The sequence below is a fragment of the Streptomyces sp. NPDC029159 genome (genome assembly GCF_055564055.1).
In genome coordinates this window covers 135,706-162,400 of record NZ_JBVHWT010000001.1, presented here as the reverse complement: position 1 = coordinate 162,400, position 26,695 = coordinate 135,706, and the positions used below count along the sequence as shown (strand labels likewise).

At 72.6% G+C, this 26,695-nt stretch carries 23 protein-coding genes; 10 read left to right on the top strand and 13 right to left on the bottom strand.

All coding sequences use genetic code 11. The features are described 5' to 3' along the window. Positions 1 to 15: 15 nt before the first annotated feature. The 7 genes from ACZ4U4_RS00790 to ACZ4U4_RS00760 form a co-directional block, all read right to left on the bottom strand. Positions 16 to 4,893 (bottom strand): condensation domain-containing protein, encoded by a 4,878-nt coding sequence (locus tag ACZ4U4_RS00790; RefSeq protein WP_467868913.1) that lies wholly within the window; start codon positions 4,891 to 4,893, stop codon positions 16 to 18. A 31-nt stretch (positions 4,894 to 4,924) separates the two neighbouring features. Continuing rightward, positions 4,925 to 6,757 carry a non-ribosomal peptide synthetase gene (locus ACZ4U4_RS00785; protein ID WP_467867953.1) on the bottom strand — a complete coding sequence of 611 codons (1,833 nt, stop codon included), beginning with the start codon at positions 6,755 to 6,757 and terminating at the stop codon, positions 4,925 to 4,927. Positions 6,758 to 6,846: 89 nt separating this feature from the next. After that, a complete protein-coding gene (locus ACZ4U4_RS00780) occupies positions 6,847 to 7,896 on the bottom strand; it encodes an HAD-IIIC family phosphatase (RefSeq protein WP_467867951.1) in 1,050 nt (349 codons plus the stop codon). Further along, complete coding sequence (locus ACZ4U4_RS00775; RefSeq protein ID WP_467867949.1) at positions 7,893 to 9,122, bottom strand: acyl-CoA dehydrogenase family protein; 1,230 nt, start codon at positions 9,120 to 9,122, stop codon at positions 7,893 to 7,895. Before ACZ4U4_RS00775 ends, ACZ4U4_RS00780 begins: the two co-directional genes overlap by 4 nt. Beyond that, positions 9,106 to 9,375, bottom strand: a complete 270-nt coding sequence (locus ACZ4U4_RS00770; RefSeq protein WP_467867947.1) for an acyl carrier protein — start codon at positions 9,373 to 9,375, stop codon at positions 9,106 to 9,108. Before ACZ4U4_RS00770 ends, ACZ4U4_RS00775 begins: the two co-directional genes overlap by 17 nt. After that, the gene (locus tag ACZ4U4_RS00765) at positions 9,372 to 10,322 is read right to left on the bottom strand and encodes a 3-oxoacyl-ACP synthase (protein ID WP_467868912.1); all 951 of its coding nucleotides are present in this window, start codon (positions 10,320 to 10,322) and stop codon (positions 9,372 to 9,374) included. The genes ACZ4U4_RS00770 and ACZ4U4_RS00765 overlap by 4 nt, the downstream gene beginning before the upstream one ends. Positions 10,323 to 10,735: 413 nt before the next feature. After that, positions 10,736 to 11,683, bottom strand: a complete 948-nt coding sequence (locus tag ACZ4U4_RS00760) for an oxidoreductase (protein WP_467867945.1) — start codon at positions 11,681 to 11,683, stop codon at positions 10,736 to 10,738. Positions 11,684 to 11,739: 56 nt separating this feature from the next. Between ACZ4U4_RS00760 and ACZ4U4_RS00755 the strand changes: the two genes are divergently transcribed. Together ACZ4U4_RS00755 and ACZ4U4_RS00750 are read left to right on the top strand one after the other, a co-directional pair. Beyond that, complete coding sequence (locus ACZ4U4_RS00755; protein ID WP_467867943.1) at positions 11,740 to 12,189, top strand: MerR family transcriptional regulator; 450 nt, start codon at positions 11,740 to 11,742, stop codon at positions 12,187 to 12,189. Between the two features lie 194 nt (positions 12,190 to 12,383). Further along, positions 12,384 to 12,797 (top strand): response regulator transcription factor, encoded by a 414-nt coding sequence (locus tag ACZ4U4_RS00750; protein ID WP_467867941.1) that lies wholly within the window; start codon positions 12,384 to 12,386, stop codon positions 12,795 to 12,797. A gap of 6 nt (positions 12,798 to 12,803) precedes the next feature. On the opposite strand, the gene ACZ4U4_RS00745 is transcribed toward ACZ4U4_RS00750, so the two are convergent. The 3 genes from ACZ4U4_RS00745 to ACZ4U4_RS00735 form a co-directional block, all read right to left on the bottom strand. Continuing rightward, on the bottom strand, positions 12,804 to 13,202 hold the full coding sequence (locus tag ACZ4U4_RS00745; RefSeq protein WP_467867939.1) for a hypothetical protein: 399 nt from the start codon (positions 13,200 to 13,202) through the stop codon (positions 12,804 to 12,806). 116 nt (positions 13,203 to 13,318) lie between these two features. After that, entirely contained in the window at positions 13,319 to 14,491 is a 1,173-nt protein-coding gene (locus ACZ4U4_RS00740; protein ID WP_467867937.1) for a sensor histidine kinase, read from the bottom strand. Between the two features lie 58 nt (positions 14,492 to 14,549). Continuing rightward, positions 14,550 to 15,218 carry a response regulator gene (locus tag ACZ4U4_RS00735; protein ID WP_467867935.1) on the bottom strand — a complete coding sequence of 223 codons (669 nt, stop codon included), beginning with the start codon at positions 15,216 to 15,218 and terminating at the stop codon, positions 14,550 to 14,552. A 102-nt stretch (positions 15,219 to 15,320) separates the two neighbouring features. On the opposite strand from ACZ4U4_RS00735, the gene ACZ4U4_RS00730 reads away from it, so the two are divergent. From ACZ4U4_RS00730 to ACZ4U4_RS00720, 3 genes are all read left to right on the top strand, one after another. Further along, a complete protein-coding gene (locus ACZ4U4_RS00730) occupies positions 15,321 to 16,022 on the top strand; it encodes a histone deacetylase (protein ID WP_467867933.1) in 702 nt (233 codons plus the stop codon). 419 nt (positions 16,023 to 16,441) lie between these two features. Continuing rightward, positions 16,442 to 16,825 carry an ArsR/SmtB family transcription factor gene (locus ACZ4U4_RS00725; RefSeq protein WP_467867931.1) on the top strand — a complete coding sequence of 128 codons (384 nt, stop codon included), beginning with the start codon at positions 16,442 to 16,444 and terminating at the stop codon, positions 16,823 to 16,825. Then, positions 16,822 to 17,055 carry a hypothetical protein gene (locus tag ACZ4U4_RS00720; protein ID WP_467867929.1) on the top strand — a complete coding sequence of 78 codons (234 nt, stop codon included), beginning with the start codon at positions 16,822 to 16,824 and terminating at the stop codon, positions 17,053 to 17,055. Before ACZ4U4_RS00725 ends, ACZ4U4_RS00720 begins: the two co-directional genes overlap by 4 nt. Positions 17,056 to 17,261: 206 nt before the next feature. Here ACZ4U4_RS00720 and ACZ4U4_RS00715 read toward each other — a convergent pair whose 3' ends face one another. After that, complete coding sequence (locus tag ACZ4U4_RS00715) at positions 17,262 to 19,403, bottom strand: ABC transporter permease (protein ID WP_467867927.1); 2,142 nt, start codon at positions 19,401 to 19,403, stop codon at positions 17,262 to 17,264. A gap of 162 nt (positions 19,404 to 19,565) precedes the next feature. On the opposite strand from ACZ4U4_RS00715, the gene ACZ4U4_RS00710 reads away from it, so the two are divergent. Next, positions 19,566 to 20,759, top strand: coding sequence for an RNA-guided endonuclease InsQ/TnpB family protein (locus tag ACZ4U4_RS00710; protein WP_467867925.1), 1,194 nt, complete (start codon positions 19,566 to 19,568; stop codon positions 20,757 to 20,759). Between the two features lie 14 nt (positions 20,760 to 20,773). Here the strand turns inward: ACZ4U4_RS00710 and ACZ4U4_RS00705 are convergent, their stop codons facing one another. Then, positions 20,774 to 21,640: a sensor domain-containing protein gene (locus ACZ4U4_RS00705; protein ID WP_467867923.1), complete on the bottom strand. Its 867-nt coding sequence runs from the start codon at positions 21,638 to 21,640 to the stop codon at positions 20,774 to 20,776. Then, positions 21,637 to 21,870, bottom strand: coding sequence for a hypothetical protein (locus ACZ4U4_RS00700; RefSeq protein WP_467867921.1), 234 nt, complete (start codon positions 21,868 to 21,870; stop codon positions 21,637 to 21,639). Before ACZ4U4_RS00700 ends, ACZ4U4_RS00705 begins: the two co-directional genes overlap by 4 nt. Before the next feature lie 346 nt (positions 21,871 to 22,216). Here ACZ4U4_RS00700 and ACZ4U4_RS00695 point away from each other — a divergent pair, with 346 nt between their 5' ends. From ACZ4U4_RS00695 to ACZ4U4_RS00680, 4 genes are all read left to right on the top strand, one after another. Beyond that, positions 22,217 to 23,158: an STM4015 family protein gene (locus ACZ4U4_RS00695; RefSeq protein WP_467867919.1), complete on the top strand. Its 942-nt coding sequence runs from the start codon at positions 22,217 to 22,219 to the stop codon at positions 23,156 to 23,158. Beyond that, positions 23,155 to 24,363, top strand: coding sequence for an STM4014 family protein (locus tag ACZ4U4_RS00690; protein ID WP_467867917.1), 1,209 nt, complete (start codon positions 23,155 to 23,157; stop codon positions 24,361 to 24,363). Before ACZ4U4_RS00695 ends, ACZ4U4_RS00690 begins: the two co-directional genes overlap by 4 nt. Positions 24,364 to 24,460: 97 nt before the next feature. After that, the gene (locus ACZ4U4_RS00685) at positions 24,461 to 25,270 is read left to right on the top strand and encodes an STM4013/SEN3800 family hydrolase (RefSeq protein WP_467868911.1); all 810 of its coding nucleotides are present in this window, start codon (positions 24,461 to 24,463) and stop codon (positions 25,268 to 25,270) included. After that, on the top strand, positions 25,267 to 26,688 hold the full coding sequence (locus ACZ4U4_RS00680) for an STM4012 family radical SAM protein (protein WP_467867915.1): 1,422 nt from the start codon (positions 25,267 to 25,269) through the stop codon (positions 26,686 to 26,688). Before ACZ4U4_RS00685 ends, ACZ4U4_RS00680 begins: the two co-directional genes overlap by 4 nt. Positions 26,689 to 26,695: the final 7 nt, after the last annotated feature.

The window sequence follows — 26,695 nt, the reverse complement described above, 5'->3', positions numbered from 1 at the left end:
GTCGGCCGGGCCGCGTCAGTCGTGGTGTGCGGAGCGTGCGGTGACCGCCTGCACAGGTGTGCCTGGGCCGGTCGCCGTGTGGAGAGGCCACAGGCTCGACAGCGGTGCACCGGGGGCGCGGGTGGCCGCACGCATCATCGCGAGCAGCCCATCGATGAGGGCCCGGGCGCTCGAACGGTCGAAGAGCTCGGTGCGGTATTCCAAAGAGAGGGACAGCTCGTCCTGTCCCGGCCCTTCGAGGACGGACCAGGAGAGGTCCAGCTCGCTGCGGCCGGGCGGCAGGGTGATCCGCTCTGCGTCGGTGCCGGGCGACCGCACAGCGGCCTTCTCCGTGCCGGCCACCGAGCCGACCGCCCTCGGCAGCACCTTGTACGAGTACGCCACGTCGAACAGTGGTGCCCGGCCGGGTTCGTGAGGCACTCCGGCTGCCCGCGCGATGTCGGTGAGCGGAACTCCCTGGTGCTGTGCCGCGGCGGTGAGGGTGTGCCGCACCCGGGTGGTGAGCTGCTCGAAGGACGGGTCGTCGGACAGGTCCAGACGTAGCGGCAGGTTCCGTGCGTAGGTCTCCGTCCGAGGGTGGGCAGACGAGAGGGGAAGCGCCGTGTCGGTCAGTCCGATGAGGACCTCGTCCGCCTCTGTGCGCAGGGCGAGCAGGGCGGTGAGGGCCGCGAGCACGCCCTCCCCGGTCCCGGTACGTCCCACCGCGTGAGCGAGGTCCTCGGGGACCCGGGTTCCGAGGGTGGCGGTGGCGCCGGTGCCGTGGGCGGGCCGGGGCCGATCGAGCGGCAGCGTCCCGTCGGGCAGGCCCGTCAGTGTCCGGCCCCAGTAGGCGAGTTGGTCCTCCCGCCGAGAGGTTGTCCAGGGCTTGGGGCGTTCGCCGGACAGCGTGGGCGGCTCGGCCCGCCGTCCGCCCAGGAAAGAGCCGTACACAGGGAGGTCGCGGTAGCACACGTCCTCGCCCTCCGCGATGGCGTGCAGCAGTTTCACGAACGCATCGGACATGGCGGAGATCGTGGCGGCGTCGAAGAGCTGCGTTGCGTACTCCATCGTGACCACGATCTCGTCCTCGTCCGCCAACTCGCCCACGATCATCGAGAGGTCGAACTTGGCGGTGCCGGGCGGCAGCCCGGGGAAATGAGGGATGACCTCCGGGTCGTGCGCCGGTCCGACGGCCATCTCGCCGAAAGCGGCGGCGGGCGGCAGTGTCTGGTGCACGTACATCACGTCGAAGAGCGGGTTACGGCTGGGATCACGGTCTCCCACGACCTCGTGCACGACCTGGTCGAACGGGACCTCCTGGTGGTCCAGGGCGCCGAGCACCACCCCGCGCACCTGGCGCAGCAGCTCACGGAAGCTCGGGTCACCCGAGAGGTCCGAGCGGAGTGCGATCGTGTTGTTGAAGAATCCGAGCAGGCCCCACAGTTCCGGCCGACTCCGGCCGACGGTCGGGGTGCCGACGATGATGTCCTGCTGGCCCGACCAACGGGCGAGCAGCACGTTGAGGGCGGTGAGCAGCACCATGAACAGCGTGGCCGTCTCCTCGGCGCCCAGTGCGCGCAGCCGCTGCACCAGGGTGCCCGGGAGGGTGAACTCGTGGGTCGCACCCGCGAAGTCCATCCTGTCGGGACGCGGCCGGTCGGTGGGCAGTTCCAGGGCGGGCGGGTCGCTCAGCCGCTCGCGCCAGTAGCTCAGTTCACCGTCAAAACGCGAGTCGGCCATCAGCTCACGCTGCCAGCGGGCGTAGTCCGTGTACTGCACCGGTAGCGGGTCGACTTCGGGGGCACGGTTGTGCAGGCGGGCCGTGTAGAACTCCAGAAGCTCCTGCATGTGGATCTGGGGGGCCCAGCCGTCGTTCACCGCGTGGTGCATGCACCAGCAGACGATGTGGTCGTCCTCGCCGGTCCGCACGACGGTCACCCGCACGAGCGGATCGTTGGCGATGTCGAAGACCCACCGCATGGCGGAGGTGACGACCGCATCTGCTGCGGCCTTCGGATCCCTCTCGGCGGAGACATCCAGATACGTAAAGAATTCCCCCAGTTCGGGGCGGATCTTCAGCCCCGAACCGCCGGTGGCGGTCTCGACGAGATTCGACCGCAGCACCTCGTGGCGCCTGGCCAGGTCCTCCCACGCGAGCCTGAAATTCTCGACGTCCAGAGGGCCGCGGTACCGGGATGCGCCGGGGAGGTTGTAGAGCGTGGTCGTCGGGTCGAGCTGGTGGTGGAACCACATGCGCTCCTGCCCGTACGACAGCATCAGCTCCCCACCTGGGACGATCGGCGGCAATTCCGCGCCGTGTGGTTCGGGGACGGCCGGGGCGGCAGGCGCAGCGGTGGTGTGTGGCGATTCCGGCGCGGGCGCGTCCCGTGCCCGGTCGTGAATGGCCTGCGCGAGCGAGCTGATGGCGGGGTGGTCGTAGATATCGGCCATCCTGAGCCGGACCCCGTACCGCTCTCGTACCCGATCCAGGAGCTGGAGGGCGATGACGGAGTTGCCGCCGATGGCGAAGTAGTCCGCATCGGCCGGGACCCCGTCCGCGTGCAGCAGCTCGACGAGGCTGCTCCGCAGCCAGTCGAGCACGGTCCCGGATTCCGCGGTCCGTTGTTCGTCGGCCGGGTGGTTCGGCTCCTCGGCGGCGGCCGTGGGCTCAGGTGTCGGCATCAGTGCCGGAGCCGGAGCTGGAGCAGGAGCCGGGGCGGCGGGCCTACGGACCACGTCGTCGTAGGACAGCACCTCACCCAGTGGCCTGGCCCAGCAGCGAACGCCGGTGAAGGGATGTCCCGGCAGCGGAACCCGGCGTGCCGACGTGGCTCGCAGCACCGACCAGTCCAGGCTGACGCCCTGCTCGTACAACCGGCCCAGCAGCTCCAAGGCGGCGGAGTCGGCGGCACCAGGGCGCAGACGGAGCACGCGGGCGTCCTCGCGGTGGTGGAGACGGGTCGCCAACCGGTCGCTGATCTCGCCGCGGAGCGCCAGCTCCACGAACACCACGGGGCCGTCGGAGAGCTGCTCGTCCGCTGCCGCGTACAGCTGCTCCACCCGGAGCGGGCTGCCCGACAGCGCGGGGTCCTGCCCGCTGCGTGCCCGCCTCAGCGTTGCGGTGTCTTCGGCGCTGAGATCGCCCCGCAGGTACCTGGCGGTGTAGCGGGAGAACCCCGAACTCATCAGCCCGTCGGGCGTGACCCCGGCCTGGACGAGCCGCCGGTACGTGGCGAGCTGTCCGCCGACCATCGCGGTGCGGTCGGCCGGTGCCGGCAACGCGTCCGGCAGCTGCTCGGCCGCCTCGCCGGGTGCGGCATCCGCGGAGAGCAGGAAGACCACCCGCGGCGTGACCACGGGGCCGGCGGCAGCGGTCCTGGCCGCCTCGGGCTTCTCGGACGTTTCGAGCCGGCGCCAGGTGACCTCGGCGGCCAGGCGTGCCGCCAGCTCGGAGGCGTCCCGGGCGACTACGGCGGCGCGGTAGGGATCATGCTCCCTCCCCTCGTTCAGCGTCCGCGCGATGTCGGCCAGCGGGAGGTCGGTGCCGCGCAGTGCGAGCGACAACTGCTCGCACTGGGAGAGCAGGTCCGCCCGGCTTCGGGCGGACACCGCCACCAGCTGCGGTGCGCCGACGGCAGGGCGCACCGGAGCGGTCACCGGGGGCTGCTCCACCACGCAGTGCGCGTTGACGCCGCCGAGACTGAACGAGCTCACGCCCGCCCGGCGCATCGTGTCGTCCCACTGCTCGAACGAGGTGACGACCTCGAGGCGGGCACCTTCGAGGTCGACCTCGTCGGCGGGTTCCTCGAAGTGCAGCGAGGGATACAGCTCGCCGTGGTGGACGCTGAGTACCGCCTTGATCAGCCCGGCGATTCCCGCGGCGTGATCCAGGTGCCCGATGTTGGTTTTGACCGAGCCCACCTTCACCGTACGGTCGCCGCCGGAACGGGCGAGGGCCAAGCCCTCGGCCTCGACAGCGTCACCGAGCCGGGTGCCCGAACCATGCGTCTCGATATATCCGGCGGTCGCCAGGTCCAGCGAGGCATGACGCCATGCCTTGGTGATGACCTCAGCCTGTGAGCGGGCACTCGGAGTGCTGATGGTCGCGGAATGCCGGCCGTTGTGCACCACGGCGCTACCGCGGATCACGGCGTGGATGAACGAGCCCTCTTCGACCGCCCGTTCCAGCGTGGTGAGGAGCACCGCGCCACCGCCCTCGCCGGCGCCCGCGCCGTCCGCGGCACGGTCGAACGCACGGGATCGGGCGGTGGGTGAGGCAATGCCGGGGAAGTCCGCCACCGCGGTCGCCGGCGGTACCAGGTGGCGCAGGCTCACCCCGCCGACGACGGCGTAGTCCGCGTCGTCGTCGCGGAGTTCACGGCACGCCTGGTGGACGGCGACGAGGGAGCCGTTGCAGCCGGTGTCCACCCCGTAGCAGGGTCCGGTGAAACCGAAGAGGTGGGAGATCCTGGCGGGCAGGGCGCAGGGGATGTTTCCGCTCATGCCGAGGGTGCCGTGCTCGCGTACCAGAGGTGCGTAGCCGTTGCTCGGCGAGCTGAAGATCACCGCTGTCCGGCTGTCCCGGAGCTCGGACGGGGCGTATCCGGCGTTCTCCAGGGCTTCCTGGGTGAGCTGGAGTGCCAGCCGGTGCTGCGGGTCGGTCACCTCCGCCTCGCGCCGGGAAAGCCCGAAGTACTGGTGATCGAAGAGGTCGATCCGCTCCAGGTAACCCTGTTCCGGATAGTCGTGCTCGGGATCGAGCCCCGTGTTCCGGATCCGTTCGGAGGGTATCGGACGCACCGAGTCCCTCCCCGCTCGCAGATTCGCCCGGAAGGCGGCCAGGGAATCCGCCTGAGGAAATCTCGTGGCGATGCCGATCACCGCGATGGCCGGCCCGCCGTGTGTCGTGCCCATACCGCTCATATCGCCTCTCCGTTCGCGGGTGTCAGAGCTCGTATGTGGCCGGCGGCACACATTCCTCGTCCGGCGGGTGTTCACCCAGGCGGTCGGCGATCCGCTGCGCCTGGGAGGCGATGGTGATGTGGTCGAACAGCTCGCCCACCCGCAGTACCTCAGGCCATTGCCTGTCCAACCTGTCGTGCAGGTCGATGACCTTGATCGAGCTTCCGCCGACGGCGAAGAAGTTGTCGTCCGGGGCGTAGTCGGAGTGTCCGAGGACCTCCGCCCAGATCCGGCCGACAGCGAGCCGGTGGCCGCTCCAGTCCTGGCCCGCAGAGCCTCTCGGGCCATGCCGGTCCGCCGGGATCAGCGTGCGGAGCGCGGCCCGGTCCGCTTTGGTGCTGTGGTCGAGCGGTATGTGGTCGACCGGTATGAACAGGGTCGGCACGGCCTGCTCCACCAGTCGGCCACGGCAGTGCCCACGCAGCTCCGCGGTGTCCGGCGGCCTGCTGCCGGGCGTCGGCAGCACGAAGGCGATCAGCTGCGGCTCGTCCTGCTCGGCAGGCTCGCAGAGCACCACGGCCTGCTCCACGCCGGCATGGCGCTCCAGCGCGCTCTCGATCTCGCCGAGTTCGATTCTCGTGCCGCGGATCTTGGCCTGATCGTCCCATCGGCCGTGGTAGTGCAGCGCGCCTCGTCCGTCGACGCTGGCGATGTCCCCGGTGCGGTAGAGACGCCCGCCCGGTCGGCCGTACGGATCCGCGATGAAGCGCTCGGCCGTACGGGCCGGCTGATTCGCGTAGCCCAGCGCCACCAGGGACCCGCCGACGTAGAGTTCCCCCCGCTCGCCGGCCGGGACTTCGCGCAGCCGCTCGTCCAATACCAGGGTCTGCACTCCTGGCCAGGGACGCCCGATGGGGACGCGCTCCCAGGCCGGGTCCGGATCGACCTCCACCGTGCAGGCGATGGTCGTCTCGGTGGGCCCGTACTCGTTGACGATCGGCACCTGTGGCAGTCGCTCGTGGTGTGCGCCCACCAGCTGAGGTGTGCACACTTCACCTCCCACGACCACGAGACGCAGTGTGTCGGGCAGGCCGCCGGGATCTTGGAGTACCGCCCGGTAGTAGGAGGGAATGTTGAACAGGTGGGTCACCCGGTGCTCCCTGGCCAGCCGGGCGAATTCCGCCACCTGCACGAGCTGCCGGGGATCGGGCAGCACCAGTGTGTGGCCGCCGGTGAGCGACCAGAACATTCCGCCGAGAATCCCGTCGAAGGACAGCCGCAACGCGATCAGAAAGACGGAGTGCTCGGTGCCGTACACCGGCCCCCGTCCGCTGATGGACGCCGCGAGCTGGCCTCGGCTGACCACCACGCCTTTGGGCACACCGGTGGACCCCGAGGTGTAGGCGACGTAGGCGGGGGACTCTTCCGGGACCGGTGGGTACGGGCCGGTGGGCGGCTCCTGCCGGCCCGTCTCGACGAGCCGCGTCAGCGGGAGGCCCGCCGCCTCCACGACCGTCGGCGGGTCGGGCAGCGCCGCGAGGGCGGAGGCCGGTACGGCATCGCCGCCCGCGCTCAGCACCACCGCGCAGTCGACGTCCCGGCACAGCGCTTCGAGCCTTCCCACGGGCAGGTCCGGTTCCAGGATTGCCCAGGTGGCGCCGGTGCGCAGGGCGGCGAGCATGGCGACCACCGACAGGGCGCTCTGCTGCGTCCGGACGCAGACGACCCGCCCCGGCCGCAGCCCCTGCTGCCACAGCAGACGCGCAAGACCGGCCGATGCGTGGTCGAGCTCGCGGTACGTCAACGAGACCCCGCCGATGACGAGCGCGATCGCCTCGGGCGTCCGGTCCACCTGGCTTCGGAAGGCGGTCCACACAGGCCGCACCTTCGCGGGGGACGGTGCGGGAGCGCGCTCACCGGTGCCGGCGGGACGTCGCGTCATCGCAGCCTCGCTTCCTGTGCTGTTCATGCCGCACCGACGATCACGCGCATATGACCGGGGGCCTTGGCCGGCGGACGCTCCGGGTCCACCGCGAGCACGAGGTGGTTCTCGCCGGTGACCGTGGTCTCGTAGCCGGCGAAGCGCATGGTGACCAGGAGATTTCGGTTGGCCTCGGTCGGGATGAAATGCGCCACCGGGCGTCGGCCGTCCGCCAGGGCCTGCTGGATCAGATGGTGCAGCAGCACGCTGCCCGCACCACGCGAGGCGACCCGGCAGGACATCAACATCAACCGCAGGACCGCGTCCTGCCCGACGAGTTCGGTGACGGACAGCCCGATGATCCCGTAGTCGCCGAAGCGGTCCTGGAGCGTGGCCAGCCGCACCTGGTGGTCCGGCGAAGCACTCAGCCGACGGAGTTCCTCGATTCCGTAGGTCAGCCCTGTGCTGTTGAGCTGATGGGTGCGGACGGTCAGCTCGCTGGCCCGGGAGAGGTCTTCCTCGGTGGCCGGCCGCAGCTCCATGACCAGGTCGAGTGAGTTGAGGAACGCCTGGCGCCCCTCGGTGAACCGTTCCTCGGCTTCCTGGCGTTGCCATTCGGCCTGGTAGAGCCGGCGTCGTCCGGTGGCCTCCGCGGTGATGTGCTCGGGCTGGAAGTCCCGGAGCTGTGGGAGCCGCCCGACGTCCGTCGCCGAATAGCAGCGGACCATGGGGAGTTCGCTCGCGACCTCCGCGCGCTCCACGGGATCGTTGTCGATGAACGCGATGGTGTCCAGGCCGATGTTGAGGGCCTTCGCGATCCGGCGTACCGCACCGGACTTGGCACCCCAGCCCACCTGCACCGCGCAGAACCAGTCGGCCAGGCGGCGTTCTGCCAGATGACGCAGGGACACCTCTCGCTCACCGCGGCTCGCGGCGGCATGCAGGATGCCGCGGCGGTCCAGTTCGGCCAGGGTCTCCAGCGCCGCCGGGAAGGGAGCGGGCTCATCGCCCTCCAGAACGACGCCATCCCACAGGGTGTCGTCCAGGTCCCACACGAGGCACTTGACGGTGGGAGCTTCCACTGCCGCTGTCATGACGCCTCTCCGGACGGGCGGGGCCCGGCGGCATGGCCGGCGGCGGGCGCTGTTCCGCCGAACCTGCGTAACAGGCGTTCTGCTATGTGGAGTTCGGACACTTGCTGCGCTCCTTCGATGATCTCCATGACCTTGGCGTCCCGGAAGTGACGGCCTGCTCTGCTGTCGGGCGCGCAGCCGGCCGAACCGAGTACCTGGACGGCGTCGCGGCTTGCCTTCGCCGCCGCGGAGGCCGCCGCGTACTTGGCCATGAGCGTCTCGGCCACCCCGTGCCCCGGTCCCGGGGCACGCGCCTCCGCGGCCCTGCGGGCGAGTTCGCGGGCTCCGGCGGCCTCCACCGCCGCTCCGGCCAGCAGGGACCGGACCAACTGGTGGTCACCCAGGGAGATGCCGCCCTGCCGACGGACGGCCGCATGGGTGGCGGCGTCCTCGACGCATGCCTCCGCCATGCCCACGCATCCCCAGGCAACCGTGAAGCGGCCGTGGTCGAGCGCGGTCCCGACGACATGGGAAAGGCCCAGGCCGGGAGGGGCGACGAGCTGGCACCGGGGCACCCGCACGCGGTCGAAGGAGATATGGGCGATCCGGGCGGCCCGCATGCCGAGCTGCCCCTTCACCGGTTCCCGCTCGACACCTGTACGGTCCGCGTCCACGAGAACGGCGGCCGGCCTCCCCTCGTACTTGCCGAGCACCAGTAGCACGTCGGCGACCGCACCGAAGGTGATCCATTTCTTGTGGCCACTCACGACCAGTTCCGGATGGCCCGACCGGCCCGACGCCTCGATGCAGGTCTCCACCGAGCCCAGATCGCTGCCGGCGGCCTGCTCGGTCGCCGCGAAACCGGCGGTCAGCTCGCCACGGGACAGCCGGGGCAGCCAGTCGTTCCGCTGCTGTGCCGTTCCCCAGCGCAGCAGTGCCGCCGCGACCATGCCCTGTACGGTCAGCAGCCCGCGCAGGGCGCTGCACTCGCGACCGATCCGCGCGGTGATCTCCCCGAGGGCGAGGGGATCGAGGCCCGCGCCCCCGTACCGCTCGGGCAGGTCGGCGGCGAGCAGCCCTGACGCGGCGCACTCCGCACGCACCGCATCGGGAAGTGCGCCGTCCAGGTCCCAACGAGAGGACGAGGAACGGGCGGCGGCTGCGATGTCTTCCGCCACGTGGGACAGGTCGCGGACCGGCGAACCCGCCGCCGTGGCCTCGGGGCCGTCTTCAGAGACCCTCGGCATGTGCCTCTCCCCGCTCAGGTGCATCGGCCTTGTGCCGGATGAACTCCGTGATGCGGTTGGCGGTCCTGAAGCTGTCGAGATCGAGGTCTTCGACCTCGATGGCGAGGGCGAACCGGCTCTCGACGAAGGTCACCAACTCCAGTGCGAACAGTGAGTCGGCGAGACCCTGTGCGAAGTAGTCGTCGTCCGGCTCGACCGGACGGCGGAGCGCCGCGCTCAGAAAGTCGGTGATCTGCCGGGTGATGTCGTTCACGCCGCGCCCTCCTGTTGACCTGTTTCCACCAGCACCAGACTCCAGGCGGCCACCGGACTGACGTTGATCAGAACCGCGAGGCTGCCAGGGGTCAGGTCGTTGCGATCGAGCGCGGTGCAGAGATTGAGGAAGACATCGTTGGGGCCGAGGTGTCCGTAGGTCCGGAGATTTTCTCGGCACACCGGCAGCAGCTCGATGTCCAAGGCGTCCTCAAGGAAAGTGAAGCTCCCGGCTGACAGGTTCTGACTGACGAACCCGCCGATGTCCCCGCGGGTGATTCCGTTGCGCCGTAGGAGGTCGCCCAGCATCGAGGAGAGACGGTTGCGCGTTTCCACGGCCAGGCGGAAGGAGTAGGCGCGGGGATCCGTGCACTGTTCGCGCCACTGAGCCGTGGGGCGGTCTCGGTAGTCGACGTGGAAGAGATCCCAGTAACGCCCGTTGGTCAGCTGGGTGATGTCACCTATGCGTATCCGCCCGCTGCGGGAGAGCAGCAACGCCTGCCCGCCGTCCCCGTTCACCGTGACGGGATGGCGGTAGCGCAGGGCGGCGGCCGGCTTGCTGCCGTGCACGACCAGGACATTGTCCAGGGCAGGGTCAGCGGCCAGCAGTCCGCGGGCCGTCAGCAGGGCCGGGGTGATCGAGACGCAGCCGAGCCCGCCCACGGAGAAGGTGAGGGCCTCGTCGGCGCCGAGCCGTTGCTGGAGCTGAGTCACCTCGGAGCTGAGGAGCGTCTCCGGTGCTCGGGACTCCACCATCACCAGGGCGCCCAGGTCCCGCGCGTCCAGCCCCGCCTGTCGGAGAGCCCGGCGCGCAGCCCGTTCCGCGAGAGTGACGGAGCTCACCTGGTCGTCGGCCCGGATCGTGGCGATACCCAGACCGTCACGGGTGGCGCGTTCGGCCTCGTCGACCGTCCGTACAGCGGTGATCGGCAGAGTGCGCTCAGGCAGATACCAGGCAGCGCTGCGGAGCGCGAGGGGCGCTGCGCCATGGTGGAGGGCCTGCTGGGGCACGTTCGTTCCCTCTCGTCTGAGGCAGGATCTCCGGGCCCGGCGCGGTGCACGTCAGGGGATGCCGCGCCGCCGGCGTTCCCGTGCGGCGAACCTCCTCCTGGACCGTGCGGCTTCCGGGAGCCTGCTTGGCGTCACACAGCGTGGAGTTGAACGGAGAGATATGTCGGGCCTGCGTCTGTTTTGTCGAGGTCTGGCCTCCGTGCTTGGATCACCTGCTCATCGGCATCTGCTCAGGAGCGGAAGGGGAGCGGCCTCAGCCTGCCTTCGGGGTGGTATGGCCGCCATGTCTTTAAGGGGGCAGCTAAAACGCCAGGTGGCGGGGGCGGCGTGCAGGGTCCGGCTCGTGGCCCCTACGCCCCCACCCCTGTAAGCCCCGCCGACAGTTCCCACAAACGGGCGGCCTCGTCCGGGTCGACCGCATAGTCGCGGACGCCCGACCAGCCCTCGGTGCTCGTCGTGGGTTCCGCGAGGTCGCAGTCCTCGCAGTAGGCGCCGCCGTGGTCCGTCAGGAGGGGGGAGGTCGCTGCCCACACCGCGGTCGCCGCTCCCTGTTCGGGGGTTTTGAAGTCGGGGTGGATGACGGTGCCGTGCTCGTCGATCCAGCCCTTGGCGATCATGTCGGGGCGGGAGAGGTGGCGTTGGAGGGGGGTGAGGATGGCGCCGGGGTGGAGGGAGTACGCGTGGATGCCGGCGTCGCGGCCCAGGGTGTTCAGGTGGGTGGCGAACAGGGCGTTGGCGGTTTTTGCCTGGCCGTATGCCTGCCAGCGGTCGTAGCCGCGGGTGAAGTGCACGTCGTCCCAGCGGATGGGGGAGAGCTGGTGGCCGGCGGAGGAGACCGCGACCACGCGCGCGCCGGGGGCGAGGGCGAGCCGGAGGCGGTTGACGAGGGCGTGGTGGCCGAGGTGGTTGACGGCGAACTGCGCCTCCCAGCCGGGGCCGGTGCGGGTCTCCGGGCAGGCCATGATGCCGGCGTTGGCAAGGACGAGGTCGAGGTGGCGGCCCGAGGCGAGGAAGCGGTCGGCGAAGCGGCGGATGTCGTCCTGGTCGGCGAGGTCCAGTGCGTCGACCTCGGTGCCGTCGATACCGGCGAGGGCCTCGGCGGCGGCGGTGCGGCGGCGGGCGGGGACGATGACGCGGGCGCCGGCGCGGGCGAGTGCGCGGGTGGCGGCCAGGCCCAGGCCCGAGTAGCCGCCGGTGACGAGCGCGAGCTTTCCGGAGAGGTCGGTTCCGCGCAGGACGTCGTCGGCCGTGCTGCGGGCGCCGAACCCCGATCCGATGGTGTGCTGAGGTGTTCCCATGGCGGGCACGCTAGGAGCTGGACCGCGGTCCAGGTCAACGCCGTACGATCCGCGGCATGGCAGATACCGCGCAGGAGTTGACGATCGGGCAGGTGGCGGAGCGCACCGGTCTGAGCGTCGACGCGCTACGGCTCTACGAGCGCGAGGGGCTGCTCGTCGACCCGGTGCGGCGGAATGCGAGCGGCCGCCGCGTCTACCGCGAGTGGGAGGTGGAGTGGCTGCTCAACTGCACGAAGTTCCGTGCGTCCGGGATGCCGTTGGCCACCATCCGGCGGTTCGCCGCCCTCGTCCGCAGCGGCCCGGGCAACGAGGCGGACCGGCTGGCGATCCTCCGTGAGCACCAGGAGCAGGTGACCGCCCGGATCGCCGAACTCACCGGCTGTCTGGGGCTGATCAGCCGCAAGGTCGCGGCCTACGAGGAGCATGTGGCGGGCGGCGCCGCGCGGGATCCCTGGACCGGAAACGTGCCCTCGGCCGGGGATTCCGCCACGGCCGGCCGTTCCTGAGGGGCGTCGCGTTCCGGAAGGGCGTCGGCCGCCTCGCGGGTGAGGCGGCGGACGCGGTGGTGAAGGCGAGGCCGGCGAGGGCGAGGGGTGCGGCGGCGAGTATGCGGGCGTTGACGGACATGGGTGTCCCCTGGGGGTGAGTGGGTGGATTCTCCGGATCCGGCTTCGGTGTTCCGCGTCGGCCCGGTGAAACCATGGTCTGCACGCGGCCGGAGCGGAGGAAGGGGAGAGGGCCCGGCGAAACCGGCCAGGACGGTTCGGGCCACCGCGCGGCCCTGGTGCCGCTGGACCCCGACAACACCCGTAAGGGCGTGCTCTATCTGACCGGGCCCGGGGTCATCGCGTCCCTGACCGCCCTGTTCGACCAGGCGTGGAACCAGTCCGCCCCGCTCGGCGCCGACGATCCGGCGCCGAAGCCGGGGCTGAGCGAGGCCGAGCGCGCGCTCCTCCACCTCATCGGCCAGGGCCACACGGACGAGGCCGTGGCGGGCAAGCTGCACATCTCGCCGCGCACCGCCCGCCGGATGATGGCCGCGATCATGGAGCGCCTTCAGGCCCGCAGCCGCTTCGAGGCGGGGCTGAAGGCGGCCCAGCAGGGGTGGTTGTGAGGCCGGTCAGCGGTGCCCGGCCGGTGTCTTGACGCCGTCCTTGGTCACCGTGACCCCCTTGGGCACCTCGACCCTGAACTTGGCGTCGCAGAAGGCGATACCGCTGCACCCGGAGTCGATGTCGAGGGTGTCGCCCTTCAGCCGCCACACCAGGTGCTCGGTGCCGGCGGCGGCGTCGAACCAGCGGGTGACCTTGATGTCCTTGCGGTCGGTGGCGACGACCTCGGTCGCGACCTCGTGGGTGGTCAGCTTCAGGGCGCTGCCGTTGTAGGGGAAGGTCTTCGACGCGGGCGTCGTCTTCGAGGCGTCCACGGAGCAGCCGGACAGGCCGAGGACGGCGGTGACGGCCACCGCCGCGGTGGCGAGGAGCGCGGCGGGCCGCTTCGCGGGGGTGGCTGAGAACATCGGTTCCTCCTGGGAGACGAACGGTGCGCCCCCGGCAGGGAGGCGACCTGGTGTGCTGCTCCCCGGACGGTCCCGGATCCGGGCCACCGGCACATCTGCCGAACGGCAGATATCGCTCAGCCGGCGGCGGGCGCCGGCAGCAGGCAGTGCACCCGCCAGCCCGGTCCGTACGGGCCCGCCGTCAGCGCCCCGCCCAGCGCGGCGACCCGTTCGGCCAGGCCCGCCAGACCGGTGCCGCCGCCGCGCCGGGCGGTCGCGGGCGCCGCGGGGGAGGCGTGGTTCACCACGGAGACCGCCACCGCCGGGCCGCCGGTCCGGGCCACGGCTATCGCGATCCGCCCGGCCCCCGGCGCATGCCGCCGTACGTTCGTCAGGGCCTCCAGCACCACCCGGTACGCGGTGTCCCCGGACTCCGGGGCAAGGGCGTCCAGTGCGTCGTCGGGGAGCGTCAGGGTGACCTTCGCGGGGGACATCGCGGCGAAGCGGTCGACGAGTTCGGGCAGGTCGGCCAGGCCGTGGATCCGGGTGGGCGGCGGCTCCGGCGGGCGGTGACCGGCGCCGCGCAGAGCGGTCACCGTACGGTCCATGGAGTCCAGCGCCCGCAGCCCGGCGGCTTCCACGCGGGCCAGCAGGGCGTGGTGTTCGGCGTGGGCCGGCTCGGTGGTGAACTGCGCCGCCTGCGCCTCCAGGACGATGCCGGTGATCTCGTGGGCGACGAAGTCGTGGAGATCGCGGGCGACTTCGAGGCGCTGTTCGCGGCGGGCCAGCTCCACGGCGTGCGCCCGGCGGCGGTCGAGCGTACGCAGATACAGCCCGACGCCGGCCGCGGCGGCCGCCGGGAAGAGGGCGAGCGCGGCGGCGACCACCGACTCCTTCGGCCCCGTGGTGGGCGCGTGCAGGGTGAAGCGCAGCGGCAGCAGCACCGCGGCGGCGCCGGTCACCGCGGCGACCGGGACCATCCGGGGACCGGGCACCCGGCGGACCACCCGCTCCAGCAGGACCAGCAGGGCGACGGTCTCGAACGGGTACCACAGGAGCATCAGCCCCGGCTTGCCGAAGGGGCACACGTCCAGGACGAGGGAGAGCGCCGCCACGGCCCCGGCGGCCCGCGCAAGGGAGATCCGCCCGCCGGGCCGGGCCCCGATCGCCGCCGCCAGCGCCAGCGCCGCCGGCACCGCGAAGGGGGCCGCGCCCGCCGGGTCCGGAACGGCGGGGACGAGCATCGGCAGCGCGGCCGCCCCCGCCCACCGCCACCGGCGCCGCTGCCGGGGAGAGATGCCGTGGTCCATGGTGGGAGGCTACGGAGCTTTCGCGGGCGGGGGAGCCGATTCGCGCCGGGGGCGCGCGTCAGCCCGGTGTGCGCCCCGTGGCGTAGCCGAGCTCCCAGGCGCGTACCGCGATGCCGACGCGGTTGGGCACCTGGAGTTTCCGCTGGATGCTGGCGACATGGGTCTTGACGGTGCCCGCGGAGATGAACAGTTCGCGGGCGATGTCGGCGTTGGTCCGGCCCTCGGCGACCTTCCCCGCGATCTCCGCCTCGCGCTCCGTCAGCAGCGGATCGCGGCGCCGCGGGCGGCGGCCGTTCGCCGGGCCGGTGACGTGCTCCAGCAGCCGCACCGTGATCGACGGGCTGATCAGGCTGTCACCCGCCATCGCCGCCCGGACCGCCTCGATCAGCAGCGCCGGCCCCGAGCGCTTGAGCAGGAACCCCGAGGCGCCGAAGCGCAGCGCCGGGTAGACGTACTCGTCGAGGTCGAAGGTGGTCACCACGACGACGCGGACGGGCGAGCCGGTGGCGGGGTCGGTGAGGCGGCGGGTCACCTCCAGGCCGTCCAGCCCCGGCATCCGGATGTCGACCAGCGCGACATCGGGGGCGAGGGTGCGCGCCAGCGCCACGGCGTCGACGCCGTTCGCCGCCTCCCCGACCACCTCCATGTCGGGCTGGCTCGCCACGATGCGGCGCATCGCCCGGCGGACCATTTCCTGGTCGTCGGCGATCAGTAGACGGATGGTCACGAGCGGGATTGTGCCGCACTGCGGGCCGACTCCGGGCACGTATGGCGTCAAGGCGGTGCGCCTCCGGGCGCGCGCCCGCCGCGGCGCGGGGAGACTGACCCCATGGACGCGGTACGGGTTCCGGAGAAGGCGGCGGGCGCGGGGGGCGAGGCCCCGAAGCGGGTCTGGTACGCCGCCTACGGGTCGAACGTGCAGCGGGAGCGGCTGGCCTGCTACATCGAAGGCGGCCGGCCCGCCGGGGCGATGTGGACGTATCCGGGCTGCCGCGACCGGCGACCGCCCGCGGAGTCGGCCGCCGTGGAGCTGTCGGGGGAGATGTACCTCGCGACCCGGTCACCGGTGTGGGGCGGCGGCTGCGCCTACTACGACCAGGAGGCCGCGGGGCGGGTCCTGGCCCGGGCCCATCTGCTGACGGCCGGGCAGTTCTCCGACATCGCGGCACAGGAGATGGGCCGGCCGCCCGGCGACGACCTCGACCTGACCGAGGTGCTCACCCACGGCCGGATGGCGCTGGGCCCCGGCCGGTACGAGACGCTGGTCTGCGCGGGCCGGCTGGACGGCGCGCCCGTGCTCACCATCACGGCGCCCTGGCGGATGCGGGACGTGGCCTGGACGGTGCCGACCGCCGCCTATGTGCGCTGTGTGGCCACCGGGCTGCTGGCGGCCGGGGCGTGGGACGCCGCGACGGTGGCCGCGTACGTCGCCGCGCGCCCCGGGGCCGCGGGCCACTGGAGCCCGCGGGACGTACGGGCGGCGATGGCCGGTCCGGCGGTTCCGCAGGCCGACGGCGTCACACCGTCGTGAGCCCGATCCCGGCGCAGCCCTCCCGCAGCGTGTCGGTGCCGAAGGCGGTGAGCGGGGAGACGACGCCGGTTGGCCGGGCGCCGGTCCGCGGCCGCGGCGCGGGCGGACAGGGCGTTCGTGGCGTGGCTGAGCGCCGGGAACCAGCCGTTGTGGACGGCGTCGCCGCCGCGCCGGGCGGCGAGCGCTCCGGCGAGGAGGCCGGGGAGGTAGTCGTAGCCGAAGGCGGGCAGCAGCACCGCGCCGGTCTCCCGGGCCCGGTCGTGGCAGCGCTCGCGCAGGGCGCGGACGAAGCCGACCTCGTTGCTGGGACCGCACCGCGCCCAGCAGCGCCGCCCGGGGCCCGCGCCCGATCGTTTGACAGGCGCGTATGGGGTGGGAAATTCTCGTTCCACTATCAACCGGGATGTCAGAGGTGGGCTGTGACCAGCGAGGAGCTTCTGGCTGTGCTCGCCGCGGTGGGTCACGCGCAGCGGCTCCGGATCATCGCGGAGCTGTCCGGCGGGCGGCTGTACGTCAGCGAGCTGGCGCGCCGCCTGGGCGTGTCCCGGCCCCTCCTCTACATGCATCTGGAGCGCCTGGAGAAGGCCGGTCTGGTGTCCGGGAACCTGGAGCTGTCCGACGACGGCAAGGCGCTCAAGTACTTCGAACTGGCACCGTTCGACCTCCACGTGAATATCGATACGATCCTCGCGGCCGTGCGGGCCGACGAGGCGGCGGACGACGCCGCCCCGTCGGAGCGGACGGGTGGGGAGGCCCCGGCCGACCGGCGGGGATCTGAAGACGTGAAGGGGAAGCGCACATGACCGGGGCCGTCATCGCCATCGCCGTCGTACTGATCGTCGTCGGCGGGATCACCGCGAGCGTGGTCGCGTACTTCCGGTTGCAGCGTCATCGCGCGGACGCCGTGGCGATGGCCTCGTACCGCAAACTCGCCGAGGAAGCCGTCGCCCAGCAGGATTCGCTGCGTGGGCAGTTGGCGGAGCTGGAAGCGCGGGTCAAGAGCGTGGAGAGCCTGCTGCGCAGCGTCGACTGAGCCGGGTTCGGTGCGTGTACGCCGTCGGGTGCCGGTGCTTGGAGCGCGGTGGCCGGCGGCGTTTTTCATGGGCGGGGTCGTGGCGTCCCGGTACCGGGCACGCCGGGCCTCCTGACCGCCCGCCGTCGGCCGCACCGGCGCGGCGAGGGCCCCGGTACCGCGTACCGGGGCCCTCGCCGCTTTCTCGGTGCGTCAGGGGCCGGGGGTCACTCCCGCACCCCGGCCATCTGGCCCGGCTTGCCGCGGAGGACCAGGCGGGCCGAGAGCAGGGTGGTGGCGAGGGTCAGGCCGACGGCCGTGGCGACCACCCCGATGAAGATCCACGGGGAGCCGTCCGGGATCGGCGAGCCCAGCACGCTGATGCTCAGCGGCACCAGCGTCAGCGCGGCGACCAGGACGCCCAGCACGATCCCGGCGATCGCCACCAGCGCCGCCTCGACCGTCATCATCTGGAGCACCTGACGCCGGGTGGAGCCGATGAGGCGTTGCAGCATGAACTCGCGGCGCCGCTCCGTCGTCGCGACCACTTGGGTATTGACCAGCGCGATCGTCGCGTACCCCACCACCATGCAGAGCAGCAGGTACGACATCCACGTCTGCGTGTCGTCGGCGTCCGCCCGGGCGACGGTGAGCGCGGCGCGGTCGGTGACCCGCAGGCCCGGATGGGCCGTGGCCAGGGCCGAGAGCGTGCCGGCCAGCTTCGCCGGATCCGTCCCGGGCGCCGCCTTCACCATGATCTGCGGCAGCAGCCCGGTGCCGGTGTGCGGCGCCAGCAGGGCGGCCGGGAGCAGCGCCGTCTCGTAGCCGCGGCGGCCGTCGAGCGTGGCCACCAGGGTGAGGCGGACGGGGGTGCCGTCGCCGAGCCGCAGCGGCACCCGGTCACCCAGCTTGTACCCGCCCTCGTCGGCCATCGTGGTCGGCAGGGCGACGGACTCGCCGGTCAGCTTGGTGAGGCTGCCGGTGGCCGCGCGGTAGGCCGTCGTCCGGTCCAGACCGTCCGGGGTGACGCCCTGGAGCGGCAGCTTCTCCGGTTTCGGCTTGTCGGGCTTGTCGCCCGGATCCGGCTTCGGCGCCGGCGGGTCGAGAAAGCCGAGGGTGGAGATCTGCGCGGAGGCCGCGGCGACGCCGGGCTGCCGGGCGACGGTGGGGACGAGATCCAGCGGCAGGCCGCCGTCGGCGGCGGTCACCACCAGATCGGCGCGCAGGTCCTCCCGGAACGCCCGCTCGGCGCCGCTGGACTGGGTGGTCTGGAGGTAGATCAGGGCCATCGCCAGGCCGCTGGCGAGCATCACGGGCATCACCGCACCGGCGAACCGGCTGGTGCGGGCCTTGGCGTTGAGCGAGGCCAGCGAACCGGCCAGCCCGGTGAAGGCGCGCAGCGGACCGCGGAGCACCGCCGTGATCAGCTTGGCGAGGCCGGGCCCGAGCAGCCCGAATCCCGCCGTCCACAGCATCGCCGCGGGCGTCGCCGTACTGCCGGCCGTCGGCCCGTCCACGCCCGCGGTGACCAGCGCCAGCGTCGTACCGCCCGCGAGGAAGAGCAGCGCGAAGATCAGCCGGGGCGCGCTGAACCAGCGGCGTTGGAGGGACGCCTCGGCGAGCGCCTCGGTCGGCCGGGTGCGGGTCGCCGCCCGTGCGCCGAGGAACGCCGCGCCCAGCGCCGTCAGCAGCGCCGTGGCGACGCCGATGGCGACGGGCACGAAACCGGCCCGGAACGCGATGGTCTCCGGGACCACTCCGGCGGAGGCGAACGCGCTCAGCAGCGCCCGGCCGATGGCGGGCCCGGGGAAGCAGGCCAGCGCGGTCGCCACGACGGCGACGACCAGCGTCTCGCCGAGCACCATCCGCCGCAGCTGCGCGGGGGTGGCGCCGATCGCCCGCAGCAGCGCCGACTCCCGCTGCCGCTGGTTGAGGGAGAGCCCCACGGTGCTGGAGACGACGAAGACGGTGACCGCCGCGGACAGCCCGCCGAAGACGGACGCCAGCGTCACCAGCTTGCTGCCCTCGGCGATGACCTCGGGGTGCTCCGCCCAGCCGCGTTCGTCACCGGTCAGCACCTGCGGCGGTGCGATCCCGGGGGCCCGCTCCGCGCCCGCCACGGCCTCGGTGACGGCCTGCTGCACGGTGGCGGTGTCGGCGCCCGGCGCGGTGAACACGCCGAGCGCGTCGGGGGTGCCGGGCCGTCCGGTGGCGCGGGCGGCGGCGGTGTCGGTGAGGAAGACCGTCGCGGGGTCACCGGCGCCGGACACCAGGGCGGTGACGCGGTAGGTCCCGGCCTGGCCGCGCACCGTCAGCCGCACCGGCTGCCCGACGCGGACGCCGTGCTCCGCGGCGAACCGGGCGTCCACCGCGATCTCCCGCTCCCCGGCGGGCGCGGCGCCCTCGGTGGTGCGGTACGGGGCGAGGCGCGCGGACGACCAGCCGTGGCCGGTCAGTTGGGCGCCGGGCCGGATCTCAGTGCCCTGACCCGCAGGTTTAATCTTAATAAGCAGTCACGCTAGTTTGTGAGCATGACCACGGGCCATGTGAAGCGGGCGTTCAAGTACCGCTTCTATCCGACCGATGTGCAGGCGGCCGAGCTGTCGCGCACGTTCGGGTGTGTTCGGAAGGTCTACAACCTGGCACTCGCCGCCCGTACGGAAGCGTGGGCGCGGCAGGAGCGGGTCAACTACAACGCCACCTCCGCGATGCTGACGACGTGGAAGAGGACCGAGGAGCTGGCCTACCTCAACGAGGTGTCGTCGGTGCCGTTGCAGCAGACGCTTCGGCACTTGCAGGCCGCGTTCACGAACTTCTTCGGCAAGCGGTCCAGGTACCCGCGTTTCAAGTCGCGGAAGAAGTCCCGCATGAGTGCGGAGTACACGACCAGCGGTTTCCGTTTCCGTGAGGGGAGGCTGATCCTCGCGAAGATGGCCGAGCCGCTGGACATCCGCTGGTCTCGGCCGCTGCCCGTGGGTGCGTCTCCGTCCACGGTGACCGTGTCGCAGGACGCGGCGGGCCGCTGGTTCGTGTCGATGCTGGTGGAGGACCCGTCGGTGCAGCCGCTGCCCGCCATGGACACGGCAGTCGGTATCGACGTGGGCCTTGATCACCTGCTGGCCCTGTCGACCGGGGAGAAGATCGCCAACCCGCGCCACGAGCGCACCGACCGGAAGAAGCTCGCGAAGGCCCAGCGGGCCATGGCCAAGAAGACCAAGGGTTCCGCGAACCGGGCCAAGGCCCGCCGCAAGGTCGCCAAGGTGTACGCCCGGATCGCCGACCGCAGGCGTGATCACCTGCACAAACTGACCACTCGTCTCGTGCGTGAAAACCAAACGCTCGTGATCGAGGATCTGACCGTGCGCAACATGGTCAAGAACCGGCCCCTTGCCCGCGCCATCTGTGATGCGAGCTGGCACGAGTTCCGGAGCCTGCTGGAGTACAAGGCGGACTGGTACGGGCGGGAAGTTGTGGTCGTGGACCGTTTCTTCCCCTCGTCCAAGCTGTGCTCCGCCTGCGGCACCCTCCAAGGGAAGATGCCGCTCAGCGTCCGTACCTGGACGTGTGACTGCGGGGCGGTCCATGACCGGGACGTGAACGCGGCGAAGAACCTTCTGGCCGTCGGGCTGACGGCAGCTGTCTGTGGAGCCGGTGTAAGACCTCAACGGCGTGTGCCGGGCGGGCAGTCGGCGACGAAGCAGAAAAACCCACGGCGCGAGCCGTAGGAATCCCCCTCCCTTCAGGAGGGAGAGAAGTCAAGTGCGATGTCCTCCGTGTGTGTTTGTGCGTGCGCGGCGGTGGACCCGGCGTCCGGGCCGGGCGGGGTGGGCGGTGCGGTGAGCGGACCGGGCTCCGCGAGGACGCGCCGGGCCGGGGCGAGCGGGTCGGGCGGCGGGCGGAGCAGGGTGTGGGCGACGGTGAGTTGCAGCCGGGCGGCGGCCACCACGGCGTACGACGCGTACATGGCCAGCGCGAGGAAGACCGCCGAGGCGATCAGCGCGGCGGGCCAGCTGTCGATCCAGATGCCGGGCCCCAGGCCGTTGGACCGGCCGAGCCGGACGCCGTGGACGTACGAGCCGTCGGCCTGCCGGGCGCCGACCGCCCAGAACCACAGGGGCAGCGCCGCCCCGGCGAGCAGCCCGAGCCACAGCGCGAGGGTGAGCAGATCGAGCAGGAGCAGCAGCGGGTGCAGCAGGATCAGATAGCAGCAGTCGCGGTAGAACGCGGGGTCGGTGAACCGGGCCTTGAGATGCCCGGCGAGGCCCGGTTCGGCGACGGGCTGGTAGGCGTACGGGATCGGCGCGTCGACCAGCGTGGCCCGGCCCCGTTCGACCTGGGCGCAGCAGCGGACCACCCAGGCGGCGCCGGAGGCCAGCGCCACCGTCAGGGTGAGCTGGCCGAGGAGGAGGCCCGCGAGGACGGCGGTGGTGGCCACCGCGCAGAAGACCGACCCGGCCACCGCGTGGCCGACGAGGTAGCCGGTCGCCCGCCAGGTCGCCGCCGACACCAGCATGCGCGGCGGATTGGCCGCGCGGGCCAGCCGCCGGGGCGTCAGAAGGGCGGCCGAAACCGGCGCCACCAGCAGGGACTTGACCGCCGTCGTCATCCCACGCTCCGCAGCAGCGTCTCGATCGCGGTGAGGCGGGCGTCGAGGGTCTGCAGCTGGTCCTGGAGGCGGGCGTGCCCGGCGGACGCCTCCTCGGCGAGCTTGCGGTACGCGGCCATCGCCACGGCGTCGGCGCGGTGGCGCTGGAGCCGGAAGTAGGCGACCACCGCCGCGGTGCTGCCGCCGGCGATGACCGTGACGATGGCGATCGTGATGACGGCGCCGGTCATGTCGTTCCTTTCGTGTCGCTGACTGTCTCCGGTGCGTCCGCCGCCACGGCGGTGGCCGTGGTCTCGAACGGCGCCAGTTCGGAGCACTCGAAGCATGTAAGTTCAGACTGACATGTTAGTTAAGGCTGACACGTGGATTTGTGGGCTGTCAAAGGTGAGGGAGTGCTTCCCCTGGGCAGGGGGGCGAAGCCCCTGGTCCGGCCGTCCGCGCGGCGCGCCTCGTGGCCGGTGGCGGTCACCACCCCCGGCGGGTCCGTCCGCCGTTGTCAGTGGTGCTTGGTAGAACGGGCATCGAACACCGTGCGGCCGGATCCGGCGGTCGCCGTCTCGACGTCAGGGGTGGGACATGACGATTTCGCGGCACCTGGAGCACTTCCACGGCCTGCCCGTGCACGATTTCGGGGAGCTGGGCGAGGGGGCGGAGCTGCCGGACGCGGCGGAGGTGGCGTGGCGGCTCGCCGTCGAGGAGTGGGACGCGGAGGAGAGCTGGCCGCAGCTGTTCGCCCGCTTCGCCGAGACGGTCGACCTGCCCCGGGTGCGGGCGCTGATCGTCGGCACCTGGGGCGAGTCGTTCGAGAACGGCCCCGGGCCGGTCCGTGAGGCGCTGCTGGCGGAGCGGGCGCGGCTGAGCGGGCTGCGGGCGCTGTTCCTGGGCGACATCACCTTCGAGGAGTGCGAGATCTCCTGGATCGTCCAGGAGGACGCCACCCGGCTGCTGACGGCGTTCCCCGCCCTGGAGGAGTTCGGCGTCCGCGGCGGCACGTCCCTGGAGTTCCCCGCCGTCGCCCACCCGGCGCTGCGGCGGCTGACGATCGAGACCGGTGGGGTGGACGCCGCGGTGGTGTGCGGCGTCGCCGGCTGCGAACTGCCCGCCCTGGAGCGCCTCGACCTCTGGCTCGGCTCGTCCTGGTACGGCGCCAACACCACCGTCGAGGACCTCGCGCCGTTCCTGGACGGCACCCGCTGGCCCCGGCTGACCCATCTGGCGCTGCACAACAGCGAGATCCAGGACGACATCGCCGCCGCCCTGGCCACCGCCCCGGTCGTCGCCCGGCTGCACACCCTGGACCTGTCGATGGGGACGCTGAGCGACGCGGGCGCCACGGCGCTGCTGGACGGTCAGCCGCTCACCCACCTCACCCGGCTCGACCTGCACCACCACTACCTCACCGAGGGGATGCAGGAGCGGGTGCGCGCCGCCCTCGCGCCCGCAGGCGTCGAGGTGGACCTCAGCGAGCCGGAGACCGCCGACGAGGACGGCGACCGGTATGTGGCGGTCGCGGAGTGACCACCCCTGAGCCCGCGCCCGGGGCGGCCGGGCCGGTGGCCGTGGCGCCCGCGGCAGCCGCGTCCGGTCCCGGGCCTGAGGCGTCCGGGCCCGCGGCTCCCGGCGCTCCCGGCCCCCGCTTCGCCGTCGTCGGGAATCCGGAGAACCGCCGGGTCACGCTCTTCGCCGCGGCCGTGCGGGCGGCCGGGCTGCCCGCGCCGCGCGTGGTGTCCTGGCGCACCGTCCTGCGCGACGGCGGCGCCCGCTTCGCCGCGCACGAGACCGTACGGATCGACTCACCCGGGGAGAACGCCGAGGTCGACGCCGCGCTGCGGGGCCCCGGCGATCCGGCCCGCGTCGCCGGCACCGCCCGCTGGTACACCGGGCTGCTCGCCGCCGTCCGCACCCTCTCCGGCGGCCGCCGCCTCGACGACCCCGAGGAACTGGCGGTCCTCTTCGACAAACGGCGCTGCCACGGCGTGCTGGACGGCGCGGGCGTACGGGTCCCGGCCTCGCCGACCTCCGGCGTCACCGACCGGGCGCGGAGCTGGGCACAGGTGCGCGCGCTGATGCGGGAGCACGGGCTGCCGCGGGTCTTCGTCAAGCCCGCGCACGGCTCGTCGGCCTCCGGCGTCCTCGCCCTGGAGACCGCCGGACCCGGCCGCATCCGCGCCACCACCTCCGTCGCCCGGGCCGCGGACGGCACCCTCGTCAACTCCCTCCGGGTGCGCACCTACACCGACGAACGCGAGATCGCCGGGATCGTCGACGCCCTCGCCCCGGACGGACTGCACCTCGAACGCTGGCTGCCCAAGGCGTCCCTCGGCGGCCGCGTCGCCGATCTGCGGGTCGTGGTGACCGGCGGCCGGGCCACCCATGCGGTGGTGCGCACCGGCCGGGTGCCGATGACCAACCTCCATCTCGGCGGCGCCCGGGGCGCGTGGGCCGATGCGAGGGCGGCGGCCGGACCGCGCCGCTGGGCCGAGGCGCTGGAGCTGTGCGAACGCGCCGCCGCCTGCTTCCCCCGCACCCACTGCGTCGGCGTCGATCTGCTGCCCGGCGCAGGATGGCGCCGCTTCGCCGTCGGCGAGGTCAACGCCTTCGGCGACCTCCTCCCGCGCCTGACCGGCCTGCCCGGCAGCGGCGCCGAGGGCCTGGACACCTACGCGGCACAGATCGCCGCCGTGGCGAAGAGAACGGACGAGATACCCCATGCGGCTGCCTGAGCCCGCCGAAGACACCGGGCGGACGGCGGAGCCCGGGCCGGCCGACGCGCCGAAGCCGTCCGCCGCCGAGGCCGCGCCTCCCGCACCGGCCCCCGACATGAACGCCGTCGTCGGCCGGGACGACCTGCTGTTCGTCACGCTCGACACCCTGCGGTACGACGTCGCCGCCGAGTTGGCCGCCGCGGGCCGCATCCCGCACCTCGCGCGCCATCTGCCGGGCGGCGCCTGGGAGAAGCGGCACGCCCCGGGGAGCTTCACCTACGCCTCCCACCAGGCGATGTTCGCCGGTTTCCTGCCGACCCCGGCGGCGCCGGGACCGCACCCCCGGCTCTTCGCGGCGCGCTTCGCGGGCAGCGAGACCACCGCCGGGCGCACCTGGGTGTTCGACACCCCCGACCTGGTCGGCGGGCTGGCCGCCGCCGGGTACCGCACGGTCTGCATCGGCGGTGTCGGCTTCTTCAACAAGCAGGCGGCGCTCGGCTCCGTACTGCCGTCGCTGTTCCAGGAGAGCCACTGGGAGCCGGAGTTCTCGGTGGCCGCACCGGACTCCTTCGCGGCGCAGGTCACCCGCGCCGAGGAGGTCGTCGCGGCCCTGGACCCCGCGCGGCGCCTCTTCCTCTTCGTCAACGTCTCCGCGCTCCACCAGCCCAACTGGTTCCATCTGCCCGGCGCCACCCGCGAGGCGGGCGACACCCGCGCGAGCCACGCCGCGGCGCTGGAGTACGTCGACCGCCACATCGGCCGCCTCTTCGCCGCGATGAGCAGCCGCCGCCGCTGCTTCGCCGTCGTCTGCTCCGACCACGGCACCACCTACGGCGACGACGGCTACACCGGCCACCGCCTCGGCCACGAAGCCGTCTGGACCGTCCCGTACGCCCACTTCTTCCTCGACGAGGCCGCACGATGACCGCCGCAACGCCGCCCGCCGCCCCGCAGACCGTCGCCGTCCCGGCTCCGGGTGAGCCGGAGGCCGCCGCCCCGCCCGCGGAGCGGCCCGCCGCCCCGCGCCCGTACACCGGTTACGTCTACGCCTACCCGCACAAGACGGCGTACCGGCCGCTCGCGCCCCGGCCCGCGCTGCGGGAGCTGTGGGCGGGCGAGCCCAAGGACGCCCTGTCGCTCTACCTCCACATACCGTTCTGCGAGGTGCGCTGCGGCTTCTGCAACCTCTTCACCCGCATCGGCGCCCCGGGCGACCTCGCCACCCGCTATCTCGACGCGCTCGACCGCCAGGCCACGGCCGTGCGGGAGGCGCTCGGCGACGACGGGCCGGTACGGTTCGCCGCGGCGGCGTTCGGCGGCGGCACCCCCACCTACCTCGACGCCGACGAACTGATCCGGCTCTGCGACATCGCGGAGCGGCGGATGGGCGCCGACCTGCGCGCCGTCCCCCTCTCCGTCGAGACCTCCCCGGGCACCGCCACCGCCGACCGGCTGGCCGTCCTCGCCGAGCGCGGCGCCACCCGCGTCAGCATCGGCGTGCAGAGCTTCGTCGACGCCGAGGCCCGCTCCGCCGTCCGCCCGCAGCGCCGCGCCGACGTCGAGGCCGCCCTCGGCCGCATCCGCGACGCCCGGATACCGATCCTCAACATCGACCTCATCTACGGCATCGACGGCCAGACCCCTGCCACCTGGCGCACCTCCCTGGACGCCGCCCTCGCCTGGCGGCCCGAGGAGCTGTACCTCTACCCGCTCTACGTCCGCCCCCTCACCGCCCTCGGCGCACCGGGCCGGGACCCGGACACCACCGGCGACGCCGCCTGGGACGCCCAGCGCCTCGCCCTCTACCGCCAGGGCCGCGACCACCTGCTGGCGCACGGCTACGAGCAGGTGTCGATGCGGATGTTCCGCCGCCCCGGCGCCCCCGCGCAGGGCCCCGACGACCACGCCTGCCAGACCGACGGCATGATCGGCCTGGGCTGCGGCGCCCGCTCGTACACCTCCCGGCTGCACTACTCCTTCGACTACGCCGTCGGTATGCGCGAGGTCCGCGGCATCATCGACACGTACACCGCCACCGAGGACTTCACCCGCGCCGAGGTCGGCCGGTACGTCGAGGGCGACGAGGCCCGCCGCCGGCACCTCCTCCAGTCGGTGCTCCAGGCCGCCGGTATGCCGCTCGACGGCTACCGCGCCCGCTTCGGCACCCACCCGGCCGACGACTTCCCCGCCGAGCTGGCCGCGTTCACCGCCCGCGGCTGGCTGACGGAGCGCGACGGCCTGCTGCGGCTGACGCCCGAGGGGCTGGCCCACTCCGATGCGCTGGGCCCGGAGCTGTTCTCGCCCGCGGTGCGCGCCGCGATGGCCGCCTACGAGCCGAAGTGAGCCGCCC

Bases quoted from the DNA above. Each gene is read 5' to 3' on its own strand.
- ACZ4U4_RS00680 (WP_467867915.1), top strand. From the start codon at position 25,267: ATGACCGCCGCAACGCCGCCCGCCGCCCCGCAGACCGTCGCCGTCCCG.
- ACZ4U4_RS00710 (WP_467867925.1), top strand. From the start codon at position 19,566: ATGACCACGGGCCATGTGAAGCGGGCGTTCAAGTACCGCTTCTATCCG.
- ACZ4U4_RS00780 (WP_467867951.1), bottom strand. From the start codon at position 7,896: ATGACAGCGGCAGTGGAAGCTCCCACCGTCAAGTGCCTCGTGTGGGAC.
- ACZ4U4_RS00685 (WP_467868911.1), top strand. From the start codon at position 24,461: ATGAACGCCGTCGTCGGCCGGGACGACCTGCTGTTCGTCACGCTCGAC.
- ACZ4U4_RS00760 (WP_467867945.1), bottom strand. From the start codon at position 11,683: ATGGGAACACCTCAGCACACCATCGGATCGGGGTTCGGCGCCCGCAGC.
- ACZ4U4_RS00730 (WP_467867933.1), top strand. From the start codon at position 15,321: ATGGACGCGGTACGGGTTCCGGAGAAGGCGGCGGGCGCGGGGGGCGAG.
- ACZ4U4_RS00750 (WP_467867941.1), top strand. From the start codon at position 12,384: ATGGTCTGCACGCGGCCGGAGCGGAGGAAGGGGAGAGGGCCCGGCGAA.
- ACZ4U4_RS00695 (WP_467867919.1), top strand. From the start codon at position 22,217: ATGACGATTTCGCGGCACCTGGAGCACTTCCACGGCCTGCCCGTGCAC.
- ACZ4U4_RS00720 (WP_467867929.1), top strand. From the start codon at position 16,822: ATGACCGGGGCCGTCATCGCCATCGCCGTCGTACTGATCGTCGTCGGC.
- ACZ4U4_RS00755 (WP_467867943.1), top strand. From the start codon at position 11,740: ATGGCAGATACCGCGCAGGAGTTGACGATCGGGCAGGTGGCGGAGCGC.
- ACZ4U4_RS00705 (WP_467867923.1), bottom strand. From the start codon at position 21,640: ATGACGACGGCGGTCAAGTCCCTGCTGGTGGCGCCGGTTTCGGCCGCC.
- ACZ4U4_RS00775 (WP_467867949.1), bottom strand. From the start codon at position 9,122: ATGCCGAGGGTCTCTGAAGACGGCCCCGAGGCCACGGCGGCGGGTTCG.
- ACZ4U4_RS00740 (WP_467867937.1), bottom strand. From the start codon at position 14,491: ATGGACCACGGCATCTCTCCCCGGCAGCGGCGCCGGTGGCGGTGGGCG.
- ACZ4U4_RS00745 (WP_467867939.1), bottom strand. From the start codon at position 13,202: ATGTTCTCAGCCACCCCCGCGAAGCGGCCCGCCGCGCTCCTCGCCACC.
- ACZ4U4_RS00790 (WP_467868913.1), bottom strand. From the start codon at position 4,893: ATGGGCACGACACACGGCGGGCCGGCCATCGCGGTGATCGGCATCGCC.
- ACZ4U4_RS00700 (WP_467867921.1), bottom strand. From the start codon at position 21,870: ATGACCGGCGCCGTCATCACGATCGCCATCGTCACGGTCATCGCCGGC.